We start from the raw sequence: 17125 nt of genomic DNA on the forward strand, positions 1-17125 counted from the left end.
AACTTAGAGTTTGCCAGTCATTTCTGGCACAGCCGCAAATAAATCAGCGACTAAACCATAATCGGCGACTTGGAAAATCGGTGCTTCTGGGTCTTTGTTGATCGCTACAATCACTTTTGAATCCTTCATGCCCGCTAAGTGCTGAATCGCACCCGAGATACCGATAGCGACATACACCTCAGGTGCAACTACCTTACCGGTTTGGCCAACCTGCATATCATTGGGTACAAAGCCTGCGTCCACCGCAGCACGGCTTGCACCTACGGCTGCACCCAATTTATCGGCTAAGGCATAGATAATCTTGAAATTATCTGCAGACCCCACACCACGACCACCGGAAACCACAATCTTCGCAGAGGTCAATTCTGGACGATCCGACTTGGCAACTTCTTCGCCGATGAATTTGGTTTTGTCTGCTGTAAAGACTTCATTCACCGCTTCAATCGCAGCACTGCCACCGGTTGAGGCTGCATCAAAAGCTGTAATCCGCACTGACATGACTTTAATCTTGTCACTGCTTTGCACCGTAGCAATTGCATTTCCCGCATAGATTGGACGCTTGAAGGTATCTGGGCTAACCACTGCCATAATGTCAGTGAGTTGATTCACATCCAACAGTGCTGCCACTCGTGGCATTAAGTTCTTACCTGCAGGTGTCGCAGGAGCTAATAAATGGCTATAGGCAGGTGCTAAAGCAGCCACCAATTGCGCTGTATTTTCGGCTAATTGATGCTCATAAGCGGCATTGTCGGCCACTCGTACCTTGGACACACCCGCCACTGCCGCCGCCGCTTGCGCGACTGCTTGGCAATTGCTACCTACGACTAATACCTCAATGTCACCACCAATTTTACTCGCCGCAGTAATGGTATTAAGAGTAGACGCTTTTAAATTCTGGTTGTCGTGTTCGGCAATAACTAAATTACTCATGCTCTCTCTCCTCTCCCTTAAATGACTTTAGCTTTGTTTTTCAGTGCATCGATTAAGGCATCGACACTGTCCACTTTAATCCCTGCACTACGCTCAGCTGGCGCATCGACACGAACTAAAGTGATAGTATTGGCGACATTCACGCCCATTTCCGCTGGGCTAGTCACCGCTAAAGGCTTTTTCTTAGCTTTCATAATATCAGGCAGTTTGACATAACGGGGTTCATTCAAACGTAAATCAGCTGTTACCACGGCAGGCAGCGTTAATTGCAGCGTTTGTAAACCCCCATCGATTTCACGAGTCACTGTAGCACTACCACCATCAACCACTACTTTAGAGGCAAAAGTCGCTTGTGGATAACCACAAAGTGCAGCCAGCATTTGACCTGTTTGGTTGTTGTCCGAATCAATCGCTTGCTTACCTAAAATGACTAGACCGGGCTGCTCATCTTGCACCACTTTAGCCAGTAACTTAGCAATGCCTAAAGAATTTAAATCTGTATCACCGGCATCAATGAAAATCCCACGATCCGCACCCATCGCTAGTGCAGTCCGGATTTGATCTTGTGCGGCTTTAGCACCGATAGAGACGATGACCACTTCGGTAGCTTTGCCAGCTTCACGTAAACGCAATGCTTCTTCCACAGCGATTTCGCAAAACGGGTTTAGCGACATTTTTACATTCGTCAGATCAACATTACTGTTGTCCGCTTTCACGCGTACTTTGACGCTGTAATCAATGACGCGCTTGACTGCTACCAATATCTTCATCTTAGCTAACCTTTAAATTTAATTGACCTTCAATCCGAACTGACCAAGCCATTTAACTGGTTGCGACCTCTCTCTTGCCACAATCAGATCAAAACCAACCCTTTTTAGAGAGCTGGTCTTTGGGATGCGACTTATTTAGCTTCATCAGCCCATTTTCGGAGGATAAACTTTTGTACCTTGCCCGTCGAGGTGCGTGGTAAATCTACGAAGATAACTTTCTTCGGAATTTTGAAGCGTGCCATATTTTCCCGACAATAATCGATGACTTCTTGCTCAGTCATGACGGCATCACTCACCAAACGAATGAAAGCGCAAGGCACTTCGCCCCATTTTTCATCATGCTTAGCGACGACGGCAACATCTTGGATTTTGGGATGCTTATATAAAACGTCTTCTACTTCAATAGAAGAAATATTTTCGCCTCCTGAAATAATAATATCCTTGGAGCGATCCTTAATCTCGATATAGCCATCCGCATGCCACACTGCTAAGTCACCCGAATGGAACCAGCCACCCGCAAACGACTCTTCCGTAGTCGGCGGATTTTTCAAATAGCCTTTCATAATGATATTGCCGCGCATGAAAACCTCACCTAAGGTTTCACCATCCTTAGGTACTGGCTCTAAGGTTTCGGCATCAGCCACCATCAAGCCTTCTTGCATCGGTGCACGCACACCTTGACGCGCTTTGAGGCGGGCTTTCTGCTCTACTGAGCGATCATCCCATTCATCATTCCACTCAGAAACGACGCAAGGGCCATAAGTTTCAGTCAGTCCATACACGTGAATGACATCGAAGCCCATTTCTTCCATGCTTTGAATTACCGCTGCGGGGGGTGGAGCACCAGCGGTCATGACTTTAACCGTGTGTTCAATCCCTGCTTTTTGTTCAGCTGGTAAGCCACTGATCATACTGAGAACAATCGGCGCACCGCAGAAATGATCGACCTTTTCTTGCTTAATCAGCTCAACGATTTTATCTGCCCTTACATGGCGCAAACAGACATTCACCCCAGTCACCGCAGCGACTGTCCACGGGAAGCACCAGCCATTGCAATGGAACATGGGCAGCGTCCACAAATACACTGAACGACTGGGCATCCCCCATGAAAGTGCATTGCTGACTGCATTCAGATAAGCACCCCGATGATGGTAAACCACCCCTTTAGGGTTACCGGTTGTACCCGAGGTATAATTGAGAGTAATCGCATTCCATTCATTTTCAGGGCCTTGCCAGATGAACTCTGGATCACCCTTAGCAATAAAATCTTCGTAAGTGATCGAACCTAACAGCTCGCCACCGACAAAAGAAGGATCATCAATGTCAATGACTAAGGGTGGGTTCGCGACTAATTTGAGCGCTTCTTTCACAATCGGCGACATCTCACGCTCAGTAATCAGAATCTTGGCTTCGCCATGCTCGAGAATGAAAGCGACTGCAGGTGCATCTAAGCGCGTATTGATGGAGTTCAGCACAGCACCGGCCATTGGCACGCCAAAATGCGCTTCGAAATGCTCAGGCAAATTCGGGCACATAATAGCGACGGTATCACCCACCCCAATGCCTTTTTGCTGCAAAGCACTGGCTAATTGTCGGCAACGGCTATAGGTTTCTGCCCAAGTACGGCGTACTGCACCATGCACCACAGCTGTTTTATTAGGATGTACAGAAGCTGCACGCTCTAAGAAGGTTAAAGGACTCAAAGGCTCATAATTCGCCGCTACTTGCTCTAAACCTTGCTCATAAATATTCCGATCAGACATCGCTAAGACTCCTCCTGTCCGATTAAAATTCCTGATTCATTTCTTTTAGCTACTAAACAATAGCACTTCTAAATAGTAAGACATAGGCGAAGAAAATTACCATTTACAATCGCCATTTACAATCGCTTTACTATTTTTTTAAGAACGGGAAGATGAGTTGCATCTAATTCAAACCGCCTTACGTATATAGCAGTGTTATCAGTACTAATAGCAAGAACCTTCACATCCATCTAAGCTCTAATTTTTAAATACGAATGAGGATATATACCATGCAAAACAAACAAATCATTACCGCTACTTTAATGGCAATTGGCTTAAGCGCTGCTTTGAGTGTGGCGACTGCAGAAGACAAAAAAGTCGAAACTGAAAAGTGCACGGGTATCGTAAAAGCCGGTATGAATGATTGTGCGGCAAATGGCCATAGTTGTGCAGGCAAAGCGGCTAAAGATAGTGTGGCAGGCGAATGGATCACTGTACCTAAAGGTACTTGCGAGAAAATCGCTGGCGGCACTGTAGTTAAAGAGTAAAGTTTCTCCAGGTTGCGAGATAAGTAATCGGTGCTTATCTCGCTTTTTTTCTGCATACTTCTTTTTTTTAATTTGCCCAATGTGCTATGACTCCAAACCCCATTCTTGGTTGTGGCATTGGTTTACGCTTTCAGCATATCGATCAAATCCTTGCTGACAAGCCGCCGATTCCTTGGCTAGAAATTCTTTCTGATAATTATCTAACTCCCGGTAGCGTCCAACAAGACTATGCCATTGAAATTGCGCAGCACTATCCTGTGACACTACATGGCGTGGGTATGTCACTGGGTGCTACTGAGCCATTTAATGATGAGTATTTTCAGCGCCTAAAAGCCTTAGCCGATCAGCTCCATCCTGCTTGGATTTCTGATCATTTATGCTGGACTTCTGCACATGGTTGGGTATCGCATGATTTATTACCCTTACCCTATACCGAAGAAACCATTAAGCATGTCGTCCAACGCATTCGTGAAGCCCAAGACCGTTTAGAGCGGCGCTTAGTGATTGAAAATGTCTCCAGTTATTTACAATACCAGGAGTCTGCACTCACTGAATGGGAGTTTATTACCGCGGTCGCTGAAGAAGCAGACTGCAAGCTTTTGCTCGATGTAAACAACATTTATGTCAGTGCCTTCAATCACGATTTCGATCCATGCCGTTATCTGGATTCGATTCCGATTGAGCGCGTTCAGCAATTTCACCTAGCCGGTTATGAAGATAAGGGTACGCATTTATTAGACACGCATGGACATCCGGTGAGCGATTCCGTGTGGGGTTTATATAAATTAGCCTTACAACGCTTTGGTGCACTGCCCACCTTAATTGAATGGGATAACAATATTCCAAGCTTAGAAGAGTTATTAGCGGAAGCTCATAAAGCCACGGAGGCACATATTCATGCCTTTGCTTGAACTTCAACACAGCTTAATTAGCGCTCTATTCCAACGCGACCAATTAGCTGAAGCTGCTAAACGGGTCAAAGCCCAAGGTAGCCTCAGCAGCGAACAGCGAGTAGGAATTTATCGTAATAGTGCGCATGGGATTCTGCTCGACTGCTTAGAATCGCTCTATCCAGTCTGCTTCGAATTAGTAGGCACTGAATTCTTTGGTCGTACCGCCCATAACTTTATTGATCAAGCCCCGCCCACTAGTCCCTTTTTAGCTGACTATGGTGCAGGCTTTGTCAACCATTTGGCAGAGCATCCAGCACTACAGGAGATGCTCTGGATTGTAGAAGTCGCTAAACTCGAATGGGCCAGACATGCCGCTTGGCATACCGTCAATCAAGTAGCAAGTGATTTTGCGCAGTTAGAAGGTTTGAGCGAAGCACAGCAAGCCGAATTACGTTTCCAATTACCTGCTTCAGCGCATTTAATTAGCTCTAATACGTCGATTCACTCTATCTGGTTAGCGCATCAAGAGGAGTATCCGGAAAAGCCTCAGTTTGAAAAGATTGACCTACAAGAAGCGCAACAAGTCCTGCTTTTCCGTGAGCAACGTCGCTTACATCAAACAACTTTAAGCACTGATGATTGGGCTTTTCTGCAAGCTATCCAGCAACAGCTCAGCATGGGTGAACTCGCTGAACAATTCGCTGATCAACTCCCTTGGCTATTTAGTGTAGCCATGCAAGAAGGCTGGATTTATAGCTTCACGACGACGCCACCGGCTTAAGCTGCTGGTGACTTAAAGCTAAAAGCAACAAACTACTAATGGACACCAGACTAGCTACTGCAAAAGCGGTAGCGGCTGAATACTGATACCAAAGCCAACCAAAACCTGCGCCCGCAACCAGTTGCATCAGGCCTGTCGTCAAATGAAATACACCAAAGGAAGTACCGCGTAACTGAGTTGGCGCAAGCTGTGCAATTTTGGCGGATAAAATCCCTTGGCTTAACCCCATATGTAAGCCCCACAAGCCAATGCCCAGCCAAAATAACCAAGTGGTTGTTGAGGTCAGTGCTAGCAAAACTTGCGCTAGCGTCAAACACAATAAGCCTGCTGCTAATAAACCAGTTTGCCCCAAGCGATTACTTAATAGCCCTGCCGGATAAGCACTCAAAGCATACACAGCACTATATAAAACCAAAACCAGTGGAATCCATACGATCCCTAGCTGATTTTCTTGCGCCCGTAACACCAATAAAGCATCAGCCATGCGCGCTAAAGTCATCACTGCGGTAAGTGCAATTACCCACCAATAAGTAGGTGGTAATAATTTTGCATCTGCCCAATGTAAGCGCGGCTTAGTCTTAGTAGCACTCCACTGCGCCGGTTCTTGAATCCCCCAGATAATTAACGCTACACAAATCGCTGCTGGAATCACCGCGACCCACATCACTAAGCGCAAGTCGTGTGCATAGAAATAAAGCATCAAAATCGCTAGTAGTGGCCCCGCAAAAGCCCCTACCGTATCGAGCGACTGGCGTAACCCATAAGCAGCGTTCATTAAAGGCGCAGGTGTGACATCCGCTACCAAGGCATCACGCGGTGCACCACGAATGCCCTTGCCCACCCGATCAATAAAGCGCGCTGCAATCACTGCAAACACTGAATCCGCCAGCGGGAAGATCGGTTTAGTTACAGCACCTAAGCTGTAACCTGCAAGGATCAAAGCTTTACGTTTTTGAAACTGATCCGAAATTACCCCTGAAAATACTTTCATTATTGAAGCGGTGGCTTCAGCAATACCTTCGATAATGCCTACTGTCAGCACCGTTAAGCCCAAGGTAGTAGTGAGATAAATCGGTAAGATCGCATGGATAAACTCTGAAGACATATCCATGAATAGGCTAACTAAGCCTAGAATCCAGACAGTACGCGGCAAAGTAGTTTGGACAGTGGTAGACATGGCTAGTGAACCGCACTTAAAGATTATCAATGCGGCTCACTATAACGAGGCTTAAGTTAGAACTTCATTAAACTTAATTTACTAGATGCAGTTAGAGACAAACTTTTGCCTAAGCCTTTATGCTTAATTTGAACTAGTGAGTTGGCTTGGGCTTAATCAACTTCCGATAAATCACCCGTTTAATGGTTTCGGTTTGCGGATCAATTAGGCAAGTAAACTTTAGCTCCCCTAAAGTCTTAGTCTCATTGACTAATTGACCGTGACCTAAAACTTTATGATTAGCCTGCTCTTTAAATTGCGAAAACTGTAAATGTGCCTCTTTGCCATAACGCTGTTTGAGCTGCTCATCTACTTTAATAGCGCACTGGCGTTCAGCAGGTGTCATCGGTCGTACAATCGCTTGGGCTGATTGCGTCAATAAAGTGATGACCACAAACAGGCTTAAACTTAATACTTTAGACATATTTGCTCCTAAGATTAGCAGTCTAGCTAAAACGACTTGGCTGCTAAGGGTTGATAGAAGCATAGATAGTTTTAAATGAAATCAGTTCCCGCTTAGTGGTATGAAACTAATTTAAAATCAACGTACAAAGCGCTCTTCAGCATGCGCATTATCATCAGCTGCTTGGGAGCGTGTTTCTGGGACTACGCAAACATGATCACCCTGAAAAGCATCACGCCAAACATAGCCCGATTTACAAGTATCCCGCCCATAAGGGCCACCTGTGGGGCTACGGCGATTATTCGCTTGTTGATTATCCGCTTTGGTTTGAGCACGTACTGCTGGCGTGACGCACACATAATCGGTGGTATGAGCTTCACGCCACACATAACCCTGCTTACAGGTCACTTCGCCATAAGGTAAAGGTGCTGAGTAACTGCTTGGAGAAGAGATTAATAGGAAACCAAAAGCTGCCCAAGGAGCTAAATATTGAAACTTCATGATACTGCCTTGCGTCAGTGAAAGAAGGTCTTTCAGATGCCAATTTAGTACCAAACAAGCGATTAAGCAAGATCTTGTATAATTTGTGTAGGTTCTAACTAAGTTCACAACTGAAAAAGTGGCTGGAGACAATTCCCCAGCTACTTCTAACCCTCTAAACCAACCGCGGCTGCGTCAATACTTCAGGCCGTAAAATATCATCCAATTTTTCTTTCGATAACAGACCTTTTTGCAGCACTAAATCATACACACTGCCACCCGTGACCAAAGCTTCTTGGGCAATTTCCGTCGCATTGGTATAACCAATATACGGATTCAGTGCGGTGACAATACCAATCGAATTTTCCACTGTGCGGCGCAAATGCTCGCGGTTCGCTGTAATGCCATCCACGCATTTATGCGCTAGCGTTAAACAGGCATTGTGTAGATGATTCACGCTTTTGTAGAGGCTATGCGCAATGATTGGCTCGAAGGCATTGAGCTGTAATTGCCCTGCTTCCGCCGCGAAAGTGACCGTTACATCATTACCAATCACCTCAAAGGCGACTTGATTCATCACCTCCGGAATTACCGGATTCACTTTACCTGGCATAATCGAAGAGCCGGCTTGCATCGGGGGTAGATTGATTTCCCCAAGACCAGCCCGTGGGCCACTGGAGAGTAGACGTAAGTCATTACAGACTTTAGACAGCTTCACAGCAATGCGCTTCAACACGCCTGACAATTGCACAAAGCTGCCGCAATCTTGTGTGGCCTCAATCAGATTCGGTGCAGTAGCTAATGGAATCCCAGTTAATTCACGCAAATGCTTACAGACTAAAGCCGCATAAGCCGGTGACGTATTAATGCCTGTACCTATCGCCGTCGCGCCCAAGTTGATTTCAGTAATTAAATTTAACGCCTCACTCAAGCGCTGTTCATCTTCTCCAATCATCACTGCATAAGTGCTAAATTCTTGCCCTAAAGTCATCGGTACAGCATCTTGCAACTGAGTGCGCCCCATTTTCAGGACATCTTTAAATTCTTCGGCTTTATTCTCAAACGATTGACGCAAGACAGCCATCGCATCTAATAATTTCAGCACCCCAAAATAGCCCGCAACTTTCAAAGCACTCGGATAAACGTCATTGGTGGACTGGCTCATATTCACATGCTGATTCGGATGCAATACATGGTAAGCGCCCTTAGGCTGTCCTAAAACTTCCAGCGCTAAATTGGCAATTACTTCATTTGCATTCATATTGGTGGACGTCCCTGCTCCACCTTGAATCACATCCACCACGAATTGATCATGGCAACGGCCTGCATAGATTTGCTCACAAGCTTTAGCAATAGCCGTGGTTTTGGTCTCATCTAATAAGCCAAGGTCATGATTAGTCAAAGCCGCCGCATGCTTGATATGGGCGAGTGCCAAAATTAGGTCAGGGTAGATCGAAATCGGTACGCCAGTGATTGGAAAATTTTCGACGGCACGTAAAGTATGCACGCCATAATAGGCATCCGCGGGCACGGCTTTATCGCCGAGTAGATCGTGTTCAATACGAGTGGTGCTCATGTTGTTTGCTCATGCTTTTAGTTTATACGAGCTGTGCATTATGGCTGAATGACTCAGAAATTTAAGTGTATATCTGCACTTTTAACAACTTAGTAATGCAAAGTTCACAAACCTGCGGCTAGTGCTTTTAAAGTTCGGGAATGAAATTCACGTCGATACAATACCAACACAATCCAAGTAGTTGCCAGCATAAACACCAAGGGATGAATAAACCAAGTCAACAAAGCCACACTAAAATAATAAGCCCGCAACCCCATATTAAAATGATAAACCGCTAAACTAATCACTTGCCCCAAAGATTGCTCTAAGCGCTCATCATGCGGCTGATTGGCATTCGGTACGCTGCCAATTAAGATCGAAGCAAAGGTCCACTGTCGAATACACCAAGTGAAAGTGAAAAACGCATAAGCAAACGCCAGCGTCAAACAAATCAAACCGACTTCCCAAGTTTGCGGATCAAAGCGTACAAAGGGCAATTGAGTAAATAAGGACAACGATTTTTCGGTCGAGCCAATGGCTGTGACTAAACCAGCAATAATCAGCAAACTACTGGAAGCCATGAAAGTGGCATTGCGCTCAATATTGGCAATAATCGAGGTATCAACGATGCGATTATCTCGCTGCCCCACTTGAGCTATCCAGCGGCGGATATACATTTGCAAGGCATCCTGCAAACGCTGGCCATGAGTAGATTTCAAACCTGAATAGCGCCCATAGCCAATCCAACTGCCCAAAAACCACAGCAAAGAAACCCATTCCAGGTTTGTCAAATGCATAGCTTAACCTTTCCAATCACAATGACTTCAATTAACTAGCAGGTTAGTTTGACATTCTCGCAGCTAAAAGCCAGTGTTGTAGGGTTAGCTTGGACAAGAAATACTGACCTTCATACTTCAAAATCAGCCGTCGCTCCGCAACACTAGACAACTGACTCCGAATCCTCTAGCCTTAAAGTATTGGGGTTGCTTCTAACCCTTCTGCCCACAAGAAAAGAGGTCGTCTCAAGAAGCGTGTTAACTGGTTTTAACTCAATCAACAGGTGTTTGTACTCAGAGTGGGCGGGTAGTACCTTGTAACCTGAAGATTGAATTTATGACCTTACTCATCTCTCACTCGCTATTTAAGAAGCAAGCCAAATTACTTGTTAAACATTGGTCACGCCCCCCGCTAAAGCATACCCAAGCACTAGACTACTTAGCTCAGTTATATGGGTTTAAACATCATCATCACTACCATAACACCAGCCTTATTCAAGCTAGTGTTGAGTTAACTGCACCACAAATTCAAGCGTGGCTACCTTATTGGGTACAACGTTTGGCACAAATTAGCCACCTGAATCAATTGCAAACGAAAGTGTTAGTCTTGCAGATTTGGGGGCATATTTTGCGCTATTACCCCGCAAGCCATGCGCCCCTGTATACCTGCCAATTTACCTTTTTTGGAGCTTGTTTAGATTTTGTCGCTGAGCCGCAAATTCATTATCCTTTCGATGATAAACCTTCAATTAAAAATGTCATTGAAGCACTTGGCGTACCCCATGTAGAAGTTGCCACCATTCTGGCAAATGATCAGTTAGTTAACTTGGATTACACCCTTAATCATCAAGATCAGTTACAAGTTTTTGGCTATCCACAGGCTGCACCTTTCTACCCGTTATATGCAGGGACTAAGCCGCGTTTTGTGTTAGACGTGCATTTAGGCGGTTTGGCACGGTATTTGCGCTTATGCAATTTTGATTGCTGGTATAGCACCACCGATCAAGGCGATGAGCGCTTAGCACAGATTTCTGCTGAAGAAAACCGGGTCTTTTTGACCCGTGATTTGGGTGCTCTCAAGCGGAGTGTAGTCCGTTATGGACATTGGATACGCCATACTGAGGTTTTAGCTCAATGGCAAGAAATTATTAATACCTATCAATTGCAGCAGAGTATTGAACTAGGAAAACGCTGTGTAAAATGCAATGCAGCCATTGAGCCCGTGCAGAAAGCTTTAATTGCAGCACAAGTCCCCGCCAAAGTTTTAGCCCTACATGAGCAATTTACGCAATGTACCCAATGTCGCCAAGTTTATTGGCAAGGCTCTCATTATGAACGCGTCCAAGCAGCTTTAGATAGCATGTTGGAGGCCGTATGATCAACACGATGACTTCTAAACAAGCACGCATAGCACAGGATCGTTTACTTCTAGAGACGACTGAACGTTGTTTAAAAGAGCCTTTTTTTGACGAGTGCGGTAATTTGCATGCCTCACCTTTTCTAGCGTTTAGTTAGCTGTAGGCCTAGTAGAACTCTAGCACTCAGTCCCATTATGCTTGCGACTTTTAAGATAAATAAGAGCTAACTATGCAACAAAATCCACCGATTCCATTTCAAGTTATTAACTAGTCGACGATACAGGCTACCCAGCATCTTGGCACTGAAGGGGTTGCGCTGATGATCTTAGCTCATATCGCTCCCTAACGAATACGGGCGTGAGATTACTGATTATGGATGGTGATTTTCTTCGAGCTAGCCAATTCTCCCTATTTCTATCCAACCCCAACTAAGGATCAACGGAGAAAGAAAAAGCCTTGCTGATTCGGGCAAAGACGATCACTGATAAAATTGATTCTGAGGTTAGGAAGAGTATTCCTCCAGCTTAAGGCGCTTGTAGGCGAGATTACCACCAACGGGATAACTGGTTTTGGTAATGTTGATGTTTGAAGGATTAATTAAAGCAGCGTTGCAAGGTACTGAGCTATCAGCTGGCGGCACTAACTGGTCACTGCCAAGGTACATGCAGCGACAAAAATATCGATTAACGAAATGTCGCGGCGGATGTAAATGGAAAGCGACTCAGATCGGCAAGTGCAATGATCTAGGATAGGACTAGCTTGAGGTTGTGAAGTAGTGGTATGGCGGATGCTTAAGGGAGGCAGTCATGCTCTGTAGACTCAAACTAGGGTAACCGGCCGAGCTTAAGTATACTCCTAAGCTTTATAAGATTGATGTTAATGGTTATTTAAGCATCTAATAAATTTATTAAAAATAGACCTTTAATCTGCTTTTTGTTGGAGAATGCACTAGACAAGTGACATTTTTCCAATTTTTTGCTATAATTTCCAGAAATCGGAACTTAAATCCAAAAGGTGCGTTATGTTAATTACGGGATTTTCTTTTCAGAACTTATATAGTTTTGAGGATTTTACAGTTGATCTAACCTATCCAAGACCGTTAAAGTTCACCACTATTGAACATGAGTATTTGAGTTTTGCACCAAGATTCAAAGTTAAAAGAGTCTGCATAATTTCTGGTGGCAATGCTACAGGGAAAACCTCACTGGGTAAGTTATTGTGTGCCGCAACAAATTTTATTGCTGGGCGAAACAATGGTATGTCTTATATTAAAGTTCGGGATCCAAAAGTGGATGCTACTTTGAGGCTCGAATTTCTTATTCCAAGAAATAGAACTTTCCACGAAGCTATTCTCGGCTTTCGATTATCAGAAAATCAAATAGACAAAGAGCTAGGCACAGAACTTATTAGAATAGAGCACCGTGTTATCAATATCAGAGAGAGTGATACCCCAATTATTGCTAGAAATAGATTAGCTAAAGCTGATTGTAACTTTGAGTCTTTAGAGAAGTCGCCAGAAATTAATTTAACTAAATATTTAAACAATAAAATATGGCCTGAAGGTGGTGATATTTCTATTAATCAATTACTATGGAAGTATATTTTTTATGAGACATCTGAGCCAACTGATAAAAGATTAGCTGACTTGGAGTTCGTTGATTTAGATATAGCAAGTAAGATTTTAAAAGCATTCGATCCAACTATTCTTGGAATCAAAGAGTTAGTAGCACGTGAGGAGCAAAATAAGAGTAATGAAGCTCCTAAAACACAAGCCTATAAAATTGAGTTTAGCAATGGAAATCACATCACATTGGACTCAGGAAAGTTTACAAATCCTGATGGTTATAAGCGACTATCAAAAGGTACATTTGAAGCCCTAAGCATTATTGACTTTATTGAGACTATTATTCATTTTAAAAAGCATGATGCATCAGCTACTCTATTTTTAGATGAGCGCATGGCTCATGTCCATACACAATTAGAAACTGCAATGCTCAATGTTATGATTCAGAAATTAGGTAAAACGTCACAATTATTTTACACAACCCATAATGCAGACTTATTGGAAATGGAAATACCTATTCATAGTCATTTATTTTTAAAGCGTAATGATAATTTCTTAGTAGAAGCGGTTCAGCCGGAAACTGTCTTTAAAAAGAACGACCGCAAAGTAAGTCAATATGTTAAAAATGATATATTTGGAACTTGCCCTGATACTAGCTTGATTGACGAGATTGTGTATGCGGAATAACAAAGTAGTTCTACTTGGAGAAGGAGCAACTGAAAAAAAGGTTCTTAAGGCCTTGAATATTATCGGGGAGTTCAAACCCTTTAATATATGGCAAAAAGATATTATCAAGCTTTTACCATCATTAGGGCGAAAGGCAGATTTGTGGTTTTACGTAGATACTGATAAATCAGATAATTTAACTGAATTTCAAAGATTTAGTGATAACATTGACACGTTGAAAAACTCAAAGGTCACTTTTAAAATCTACTTACAGGTAAAACATCTTGAAGATGAGTTAGAAAGGGCATGTGTAAAATGTATTTATCTAGGTTTTTCCGTTAAAAAGGGCAGCAGTGAGCTAAAGAAGAAAATCATGGAGTGTAGTAATTTAGAGCCGAAACTATCAGAATTACAAATAGATAAAGCTAAGTTGTGGCAACAGGTGCATGGTAAATGCGATGCGATTGTTGAGGCTTATCGTTGGCCGAAAATAAAAAAACAATAAATTAACCTTAACTTTTACTAGTAACCTAAAGTACCTACCCTATTGGCAGATTTTTTCCTGTTTAGCTGTGGACACACAAACGGATTGCCCTATTTTTCAGCCTCCACACAACTAAAACCCATAGCTTAACAAACTGAAATAACTCTTACAGTATTACAAGTGTTAAGCATTGAGCAACAAGCTCAATGCAATCACCCACATAGTCACCCCTACTAGCAGATCCAACACCCGCCAGCTATGTGGATTCGCAAACCAAGGCGCTAAGCGTCTTCCACCCCAGGCCAATAAACTAAACCAAGTTAAGGAAGCTAAAGCCGCCCCGAGTGCAAACCATGCAGGCTGTGGTTTGGGGAGTTGCCCGCCAATGCTACCAAGTAAAATTACTGTATCTAAATACACATGTGGGTTCAGCAAGCTCAAAGCTAAAGTGGTGAGGACTGCAGCTTTTATGGTCGGTGCGGTACTACTATTCGCATGCAATTGACTCGGATGCCAAGCACGCCGGAACGCCAAAAAACCATACACGCATAGAAATAATGCCCCTCCCCAAGTGGCTATTTCTAATAAAGCAGGAAACTGTTGAATCAAAGCCCCCAAACCCCATACACCAGCCACAATCAAGGCTGCATCAATCAAAATACATAAAGCAGCAACAACAACTACATGCTGATTGCGCAAGGAACTACTCAATACGAAAGCATTCTGTGCGCCAATCGCTACAATCAAGCCCGCCCCCATGCCAAAACCTTTTAATACTGCCGTTATCATTGCTCTATCCGTTGCTGAATTAACTGTAGCTACTATGCAAGGCGATCCAAATTAAGTAAATTTAAACCTTTTAAACATTCGTTAATTTTACTTAAGCATGATACTTGACCCGAAAGGCTTAGCGGCATTTCTCACTATTTTGCAGCAGGGCAGTTTTGATAAAGCGGCTAGCCAATTGTGCATTACACCCTCTGCGATTTCCCAGCGCTTGAAATTATTGGAAGAGCATTTGGGGCAACGTTTAATCATTCGTACCCCACCCTTACGCCCCACACAAGCCGGCACGGCTTTATTAAAATACGGCCAGCAACTCAGCCAGTTGGATTATTTATTGCAGCAAGAATTAGCACCTAAGCAGACGCAGGCTTGGTTTCCACTAGCGATTGCGGTGAATGCGGATACCCTCGCGACATGGTTATTGGATTGCCTAGCGCCGTGGTGTTTGCAGCAGCAAGTGATTCTGCAAGTACGTGTCGATGATCAAGAACAGACCCATCATTTATTACAACAGGGTGAAGTGCTGGCCTGCATTAGTGCACGCGCTACAGTGAATCAAGGTTGCCGCTGCCTGCCTTTGGGCAAGGTGCGTTATCACTGCTTGGTAAGCCCTAGTTTTCAGGCGCGCTACTTTGCTCATGGTGTCACGCCGGAAAGCTTCAGCGCTGCGCCAATGGTACGCTTCAACCACAAAGACGATTTACAACATACTTATTTGCGTACTTATTTTAATCTAGATGGCGATACTTTCGCCCAACACATCATGCCTTCTGCAGAAAGTTTTGTGCGCTGGATTGAATTAGGGATGGGCTTTGGGTTAGCGCCGGAAACGCAAATTAAGCCATCTTTAGCGACAGGTCAATTGCTCAAACTCACGCCGGATTATCCACTGGATATTCCACTCTACTGGCACCAATGGGGTTTGGAAACTGAACTCACGCGCAGCCTCACTCAAGCGATTCAAGCCGGTGCTTTGGCGGCGCATCACCTTGAGCAGTCGCTAGTTTAGCCATTGCTCTCAGCGATTTGGAGAAAGTTAATCAGGGAAATATTCGGTATGACTTTCGCCATCACGTCCCCAATACACCACCCGCAGTCCTGTTAAAAACACAAAATAACGCTTGGCAAAGTTGGATAATGAATCATGGTGGTCATACTGTCATTCGCGCTGCTGTAAAAGGTTTTCTGTAGCTTGAGATAAAACCTAGCAGCATACCCAGTTGTTGCACAGAAATTAACTAGGCTGACCTTAAGGTACTTATTTGCCATCTGCAGCTGAAGCTTTACAATGTGCCGCGTACTTTTACGCGAATGAATAACATAAGATGTCAAAAAAACCTGAAATCCCCATCTTTAATCACCCGATTATCGAAACTCACTGCCACTTGGATTACCTTGAAGGTGCTGCTTTGGAGGGTGCTTTAAATGCAGCCAAAGCCGTGAATGTCGAACGCATCATTACCATTGGTGTTTCACCCGATAATCTCGAAGCAGTGATGCAACTGGCACAAAATCACGAACAAGTCTGGGGTACGCAAGGCATTCATCCACACGATGCAAAAGATTATTCACCCGCCGTCGATGCGCAAATTCGAGCCAATGCCCAACACCCAAAAATGCTCGCGATTGGCGAAATTGGCTTAGATTATTACTACGATCATTCTGATCGTGCCGTGCAGCGCCAGGTGTTTGAAAGCCAATTACAAATCGCCATCGATTTGAATAGGCCAGTAGTGATTCATACCCGTGAAGCTGATGAAGATACTCAAGCAATTCTCAAAAACTTTGTCGGCTTAATGAAACAGCGTGGCGTAATTCATAGCTTCACTTCCGGCCAAGCTTTGGCGGAATACTGTTTAGGTGAAGGTTTCTGCTTAGGCTTCAATGGGATTAGCACCTTCAAACCGGCTGAGAATGTGCGCGAGATTATTGGTTTAACCCCAGTCGAGCAGATTTTATTTGAAACCGATGCACCCTACTTAACCCCTATTCCCTATCGTGGGCAGAAGAATGAACCGAAGTATTTGCCGTTTATTGCGGCACAAGTAGCGAAGGTAAAGGGTCTGGAGGTGGAGGCTTTATTACCGCAGGTTTATCAGAATAGTGTGCGGGTGTTTTGGGGCTAGAAACTTAAGCTTCAAAACAAAGCTCTGAACGCAATTTCATTCAATCC

18 protein-coding genes are annotated in these 17125 nt (G+C 44.1%); 9 read left to right on the top strand and 9 right to left on the bottom strand.

Features of this window, described 5'->3' with window-relative positions:
- Nucleotides 1-3 precede the first annotated feature (3 nt).
- The 3 genes from Q0230_RS11425 to Q0230_RS11435 all read right to left on the bottom strand — a co-directional run bounded on the left by Q0230_RS11425 (nt 4) and on the right by Q0230_RS11435 (nt 3463).
- A complete protein-coding gene (locus Q0230_RS11425; protein WP_298610166.1) occupies nt 4-930 on the bottom strand; it encodes an FAD-binding protein in 927 nt (308 codons plus the stop codon).
- A 17-nt stretch (nt 931-947) separates the two neighbouring features.
- A complete protein-coding gene (locus Q0230_RS11430) occupies nt 948-1700 on the bottom strand; it encodes an electron transfer flavoprotein subunit beta/FixA family protein (RefSeq protein WP_298610167.1) in 753 nt (250 codons plus the stop codon).
- Nucleotides 1701-1831: 131 nt separating this feature from the next.
- On the bottom strand, nt 1832-3463 hold the full coding sequence (locus Q0230_RS11435) for an acyl-CoA synthetase (RefSeq protein ID WP_298610168.1): 1632 nt from the start codon (nt 3461-3463) through the stop codon (nt 1832-1834).
- A 269-nt stretch (nt 3464-3732) separates the two neighbouring features.
- Here Q0230_RS11435 and Q0230_RS11440 point away from each other — a divergent pair, with 269 nt between their 5' ends.
- From Q0230_RS11440 to Q0230_RS11450, 3 genes are all read left to right on the top strand, one after another.
- On the top strand, nt 3733-3990 hold the full coding sequence (locus tag Q0230_RS11440; protein WP_298610170.1) for a DUF2282 domain-containing protein: 258 nt from the start codon (nt 3733-3735) through the stop codon (nt 3988-3990).
- A gap of 86 nt (nt 3991-4076) precedes the next feature.
- Nucleotides 4077-4901 (top strand): DUF692 domain-containing protein, encoded by an 825-nt coding sequence (locus Q0230_RS11445; protein WP_298610172.1) that lies wholly within the window; start codon nt 4077-4079, stop codon nt 4899-4901.
- Nucleotides 4888-5664 carry a DNA-binding domain-containing protein gene (locus Q0230_RS11450; protein WP_298610173.1) on the top strand — a complete coding sequence of 259 codons (777 nt, stop codon included), beginning with the start codon at nt 4888-4890 and terminating at the stop codon, nt 5662-5664. Before Q0230_RS11445 ends, Q0230_RS11450 begins: the two co-directional genes overlap by 14 nt.
- Here Q0230_RS11450 and Q0230_RS11455 read toward each other — a convergent pair.
- The 5 genes from Q0230_RS11455 to Q0230_RS11475 form a co-directional block, all read right to left on the bottom strand.
- Nucleotides 5642-6841, bottom strand: coding sequence for an MFS transporter (locus Q0230_RS11455; RefSeq protein ID WP_298610174.1), 1200 nt, complete (start codon nt 6839-6841; stop codon nt 5642-5644). The genes Q0230_RS11450 and Q0230_RS11455 overlap by 23 nt on opposite strands.
- A 133-nt stretch (nt 6842-6974) precedes the next feature.
- A complete protein-coding gene (locus Q0230_RS11460) occupies nt 6975-7304 on the bottom strand; it encodes a hypothetical protein (RefSeq protein WP_298610176.1) in 330 nt (109 codons plus the stop codon).
- Between the two features lie 117 nt (nt 7305-7421).
- Nucleotides 7422-7784: a hypothetical protein gene (locus tag Q0230_RS11465; protein ID WP_298610178.1), complete on the bottom strand. Its 363-nt coding sequence runs from the start codon at nt 7782-7784 to the stop codon at nt 7422-7424.
- A 154-nt stretch (nt 7785-7938) separates the two neighbouring features.
- On the bottom strand, nt 7939-9339 hold the full coding sequence (gene aspA, locus Q0230_RS11470) for an aspartate ammonia-lyase (protein ID WP_298610180.1): 1401 nt from the start codon (nt 9337-9339) through the stop codon (nt 7939-7941).
- Nucleotides 9340-9443: 104 nt separating this feature from the next.
- Nucleotides 9444-10115, bottom strand: coding sequence for a DUF599 family protein (locus tag Q0230_RS11475; protein ID WP_298610182.1), 672 nt, complete (start codon nt 10113-10115; stop codon nt 9444-9446).
- A 316-nt stretch (nt 10116-10431) separates the two neighbouring features.
- Here Q0230_RS11475 and Q0230_RS11480 point away from each other — a divergent pair, with 316 nt between their 5' ends.
- From Q0230_RS11480 to Q0230_RS11495, 4 genes are all read left to right on the top strand, one after another.
- A complete protein-coding gene (locus tag Q0230_RS11480; RefSeq protein WP_298610184.1) occupies nt 10432-11472 on the top strand; it encodes a Mut7-C RNAse domain-containing protein in 1041 nt (346 codons plus the stop codon).
- A complete protein-coding gene (locus tag Q0230_RS11485; protein ID WP_298610185.1) occupies nt 11469-11609 on the top strand; it encodes a hypothetical protein in 141 nt (46 codons plus the stop codon). Before Q0230_RS11480 ends, Q0230_RS11485 begins: the two co-directional genes overlap by 4 nt.
- 864 nt (nt 11610-12473) lie before the next feature.
- Entirely contained in the window at nt 12474-13703 is a 1230-nt protein-coding gene (locus tag Q0230_RS11490; RefSeq protein WP_298610187.1) for a hypothetical protein, read from the top strand.
- Nucleotides 13693-14187 (top strand): hypothetical protein, encoded by a 495-nt coding sequence (locus tag Q0230_RS11495; protein WP_298610188.1) that lies wholly within the window; start codon nt 13693-13695, stop codon nt 14185-14187. Before Q0230_RS11490 ends, Q0230_RS11495 begins: the two co-directional genes overlap by 11 nt.
- A gap of 162 nt (nt 14188-14349) precedes the next feature.
- Here Q0230_RS11495 and Q0230_RS11500 read toward each other — a convergent pair whose 3' ends face one another.
- Complete coding sequence (locus Q0230_RS11500; protein ID WP_298610189.1) at nt 14350-14955, bottom strand: LysE/ArgO family amino acid transporter; 606 nt, start codon at nt 14953-14955, stop codon at nt 14350-14352.
- A gap of 97 nt (nt 14956-15052) precedes the next feature.
- On the opposite strand from Q0230_RS11500, the gene Q0230_RS11505 reads away from it, so the two are divergent.
- On the top strand, nt 15053-15961 hold the full coding sequence (locus Q0230_RS11505) for a LysR family transcriptional regulator ArgP (RefSeq protein WP_298610190.1): 909 nt from the start codon (nt 15053-15055) through the stop codon (nt 15959-15961).
- Between the two features lie 316 nt (nt 15962-16277).
- On the top strand, nt 16278-17078 hold the full coding sequence (locus tag Q0230_RS11510; RefSeq protein WP_298610191.1) for a TatD family hydrolase: 801 nt from the start codon (nt 16278-16280) through the stop codon (nt 17076-17078).
- The last annotated feature ends 47 nt before the right edge of the window (nt 17079-17125 follow it).

Origin of the sequence: uncultured Thiothrix sp. (genome assembly GCF_937876535.1) — a bacterium.
Classification (GTDB): domain Bacteria; phylum Pseudomonadota; class Gammaproteobacteria; order Thiotrichales; family Thiotrichaceae; genus Thiolinea.

What these genes read in the sequence shown, in the direction of transcription:
- Q0230_RS11475 (WP_298610182.1), bottom strand. Translation starts at nt 10,115, where the DNA reads ATGCATTTGACAAACCTGGAATGGGTTTCTTTGCTGTGGTTTTTGGGC.
- Q0230_RS11480 (WP_298610184.1), top strand. Translation starts at nt 10,432, where the DNA reads ATGACCTTACTCATCTCTCACTCGCTATTTAAGAAGCAAGCCAAATTA.
- Q0230_RS11510 (WP_298610191.1), top strand. Translation starts at nt 16,278, where the DNA reads ATGTCAAAAAAACCTGAAATCCCCATCTTTAATCACCCGATTATCGAA.
- Q0230_RS11465 (WP_298610178.1), bottom strand. Translation starts at nt 7,784, where the DNA reads ATGAAGTTTCAATATTTAGCTCCTTGGGCAGCTTTTGGTTTCCTATTA.
- Q0230_RS11460 (WP_298610176.1), bottom strand. Translation starts at nt 7,304, where the DNA reads ATGTCTAAAGTATTAAGTTTAAGCCTGTTTGTGGTCATCACTTTATTG.
- Q0230_RS11495 (WP_298610188.1), top strand. Translation starts at nt 13,693, where the DNA reads ATGCGGAATAACAAAGTAGTTCTACTTGGAGAAGGAGCAACTGAAAAA.
- Q0230_RS11455 (WP_298610174.1), bottom strand. Translation starts at nt 6,841, where the DNA reads ATGTCTACCACTGTCCAAACTACTTTGCCGCGTACTGTCTGGATTCTA.
- Q0230_RS11430 (WP_298610167.1), bottom strand. Translation starts at nt 1,700, where the DNA reads ATGAAGATATTGGTAGCAGTCAAGCGCGTCATTGATTACAGCGTCAAA.
- Q0230_RS11505 (WP_298610190.1), top strand. Translation starts at nt 15,053, where the DNA reads ATGATACTTGACCCGAAAGGCTTAGCGGCATTTCTCACTATTTTGCAG.
- Q0230_RS11450 (WP_298610173.1), top strand. Translation starts at nt 4,888, where the DNA reads ATGCCTTTGCTTGAACTTCAACACAGCTTAATTAGCGCTCTATTCCAA.
- Q0230_RS11425 (WP_298610166.1), bottom strand. Translation starts at nt 930, where the DNA reads ATGAGTAATTTAGTTATTGCCGAACACGACAACCAGAATTTAAAAGCG.
- Q0230_RS11440 (WP_298610170.1), top strand. Translation starts at nt 3,733, where the DNA reads ATGCAAAACAAACAAATCATTACCGCTACTTTAATGGCAATTGGCTTA.
- aspA (WP_298610180.1), bottom strand. Translation starts at nt 9,339, where the DNA reads ATGAGCACCACTCGTATTGAACACGATCTACTCGGCGATAAAGCCGTG.
- Q0230_RS11435 (WP_298610168.1), bottom strand. Translation starts at nt 3,463, where the DNA reads ATGTCTGATCGGAATATTTATGAGCAAGGTTTAGAGCAAGTAGCGGCG.
- Q0230_RS11445 (WP_298610172.1), top strand. Translation starts at nt 4,077, where the DNA reads ATGACTCCAAACCCCATTCTTGGTTGTGGCATTGGTTTACGCTTTCAG.
- Q0230_RS11500 (WP_298610189.1), bottom strand. Translation starts at nt 14,955, where the DNA reads ATGATAACGGCAGTATTAAAAGGTTTTGGCATGGGGGCGGGCTTGATT.
- Q0230_RS11490 (WP_298610187.1), top strand. Translation starts at nt 12,474, where the DNA reads ATGTTAATTACGGGATTTTCTTTTCAGAACTTATATAGTTTTGAGGAT.
- Q0230_RS11485 (WP_298610185.1), top strand. Translation starts at nt 11,469, where the DNA reads ATGATCAACACGATGACTTCTAAACAAGCACGCATAGCACAGGATCGT.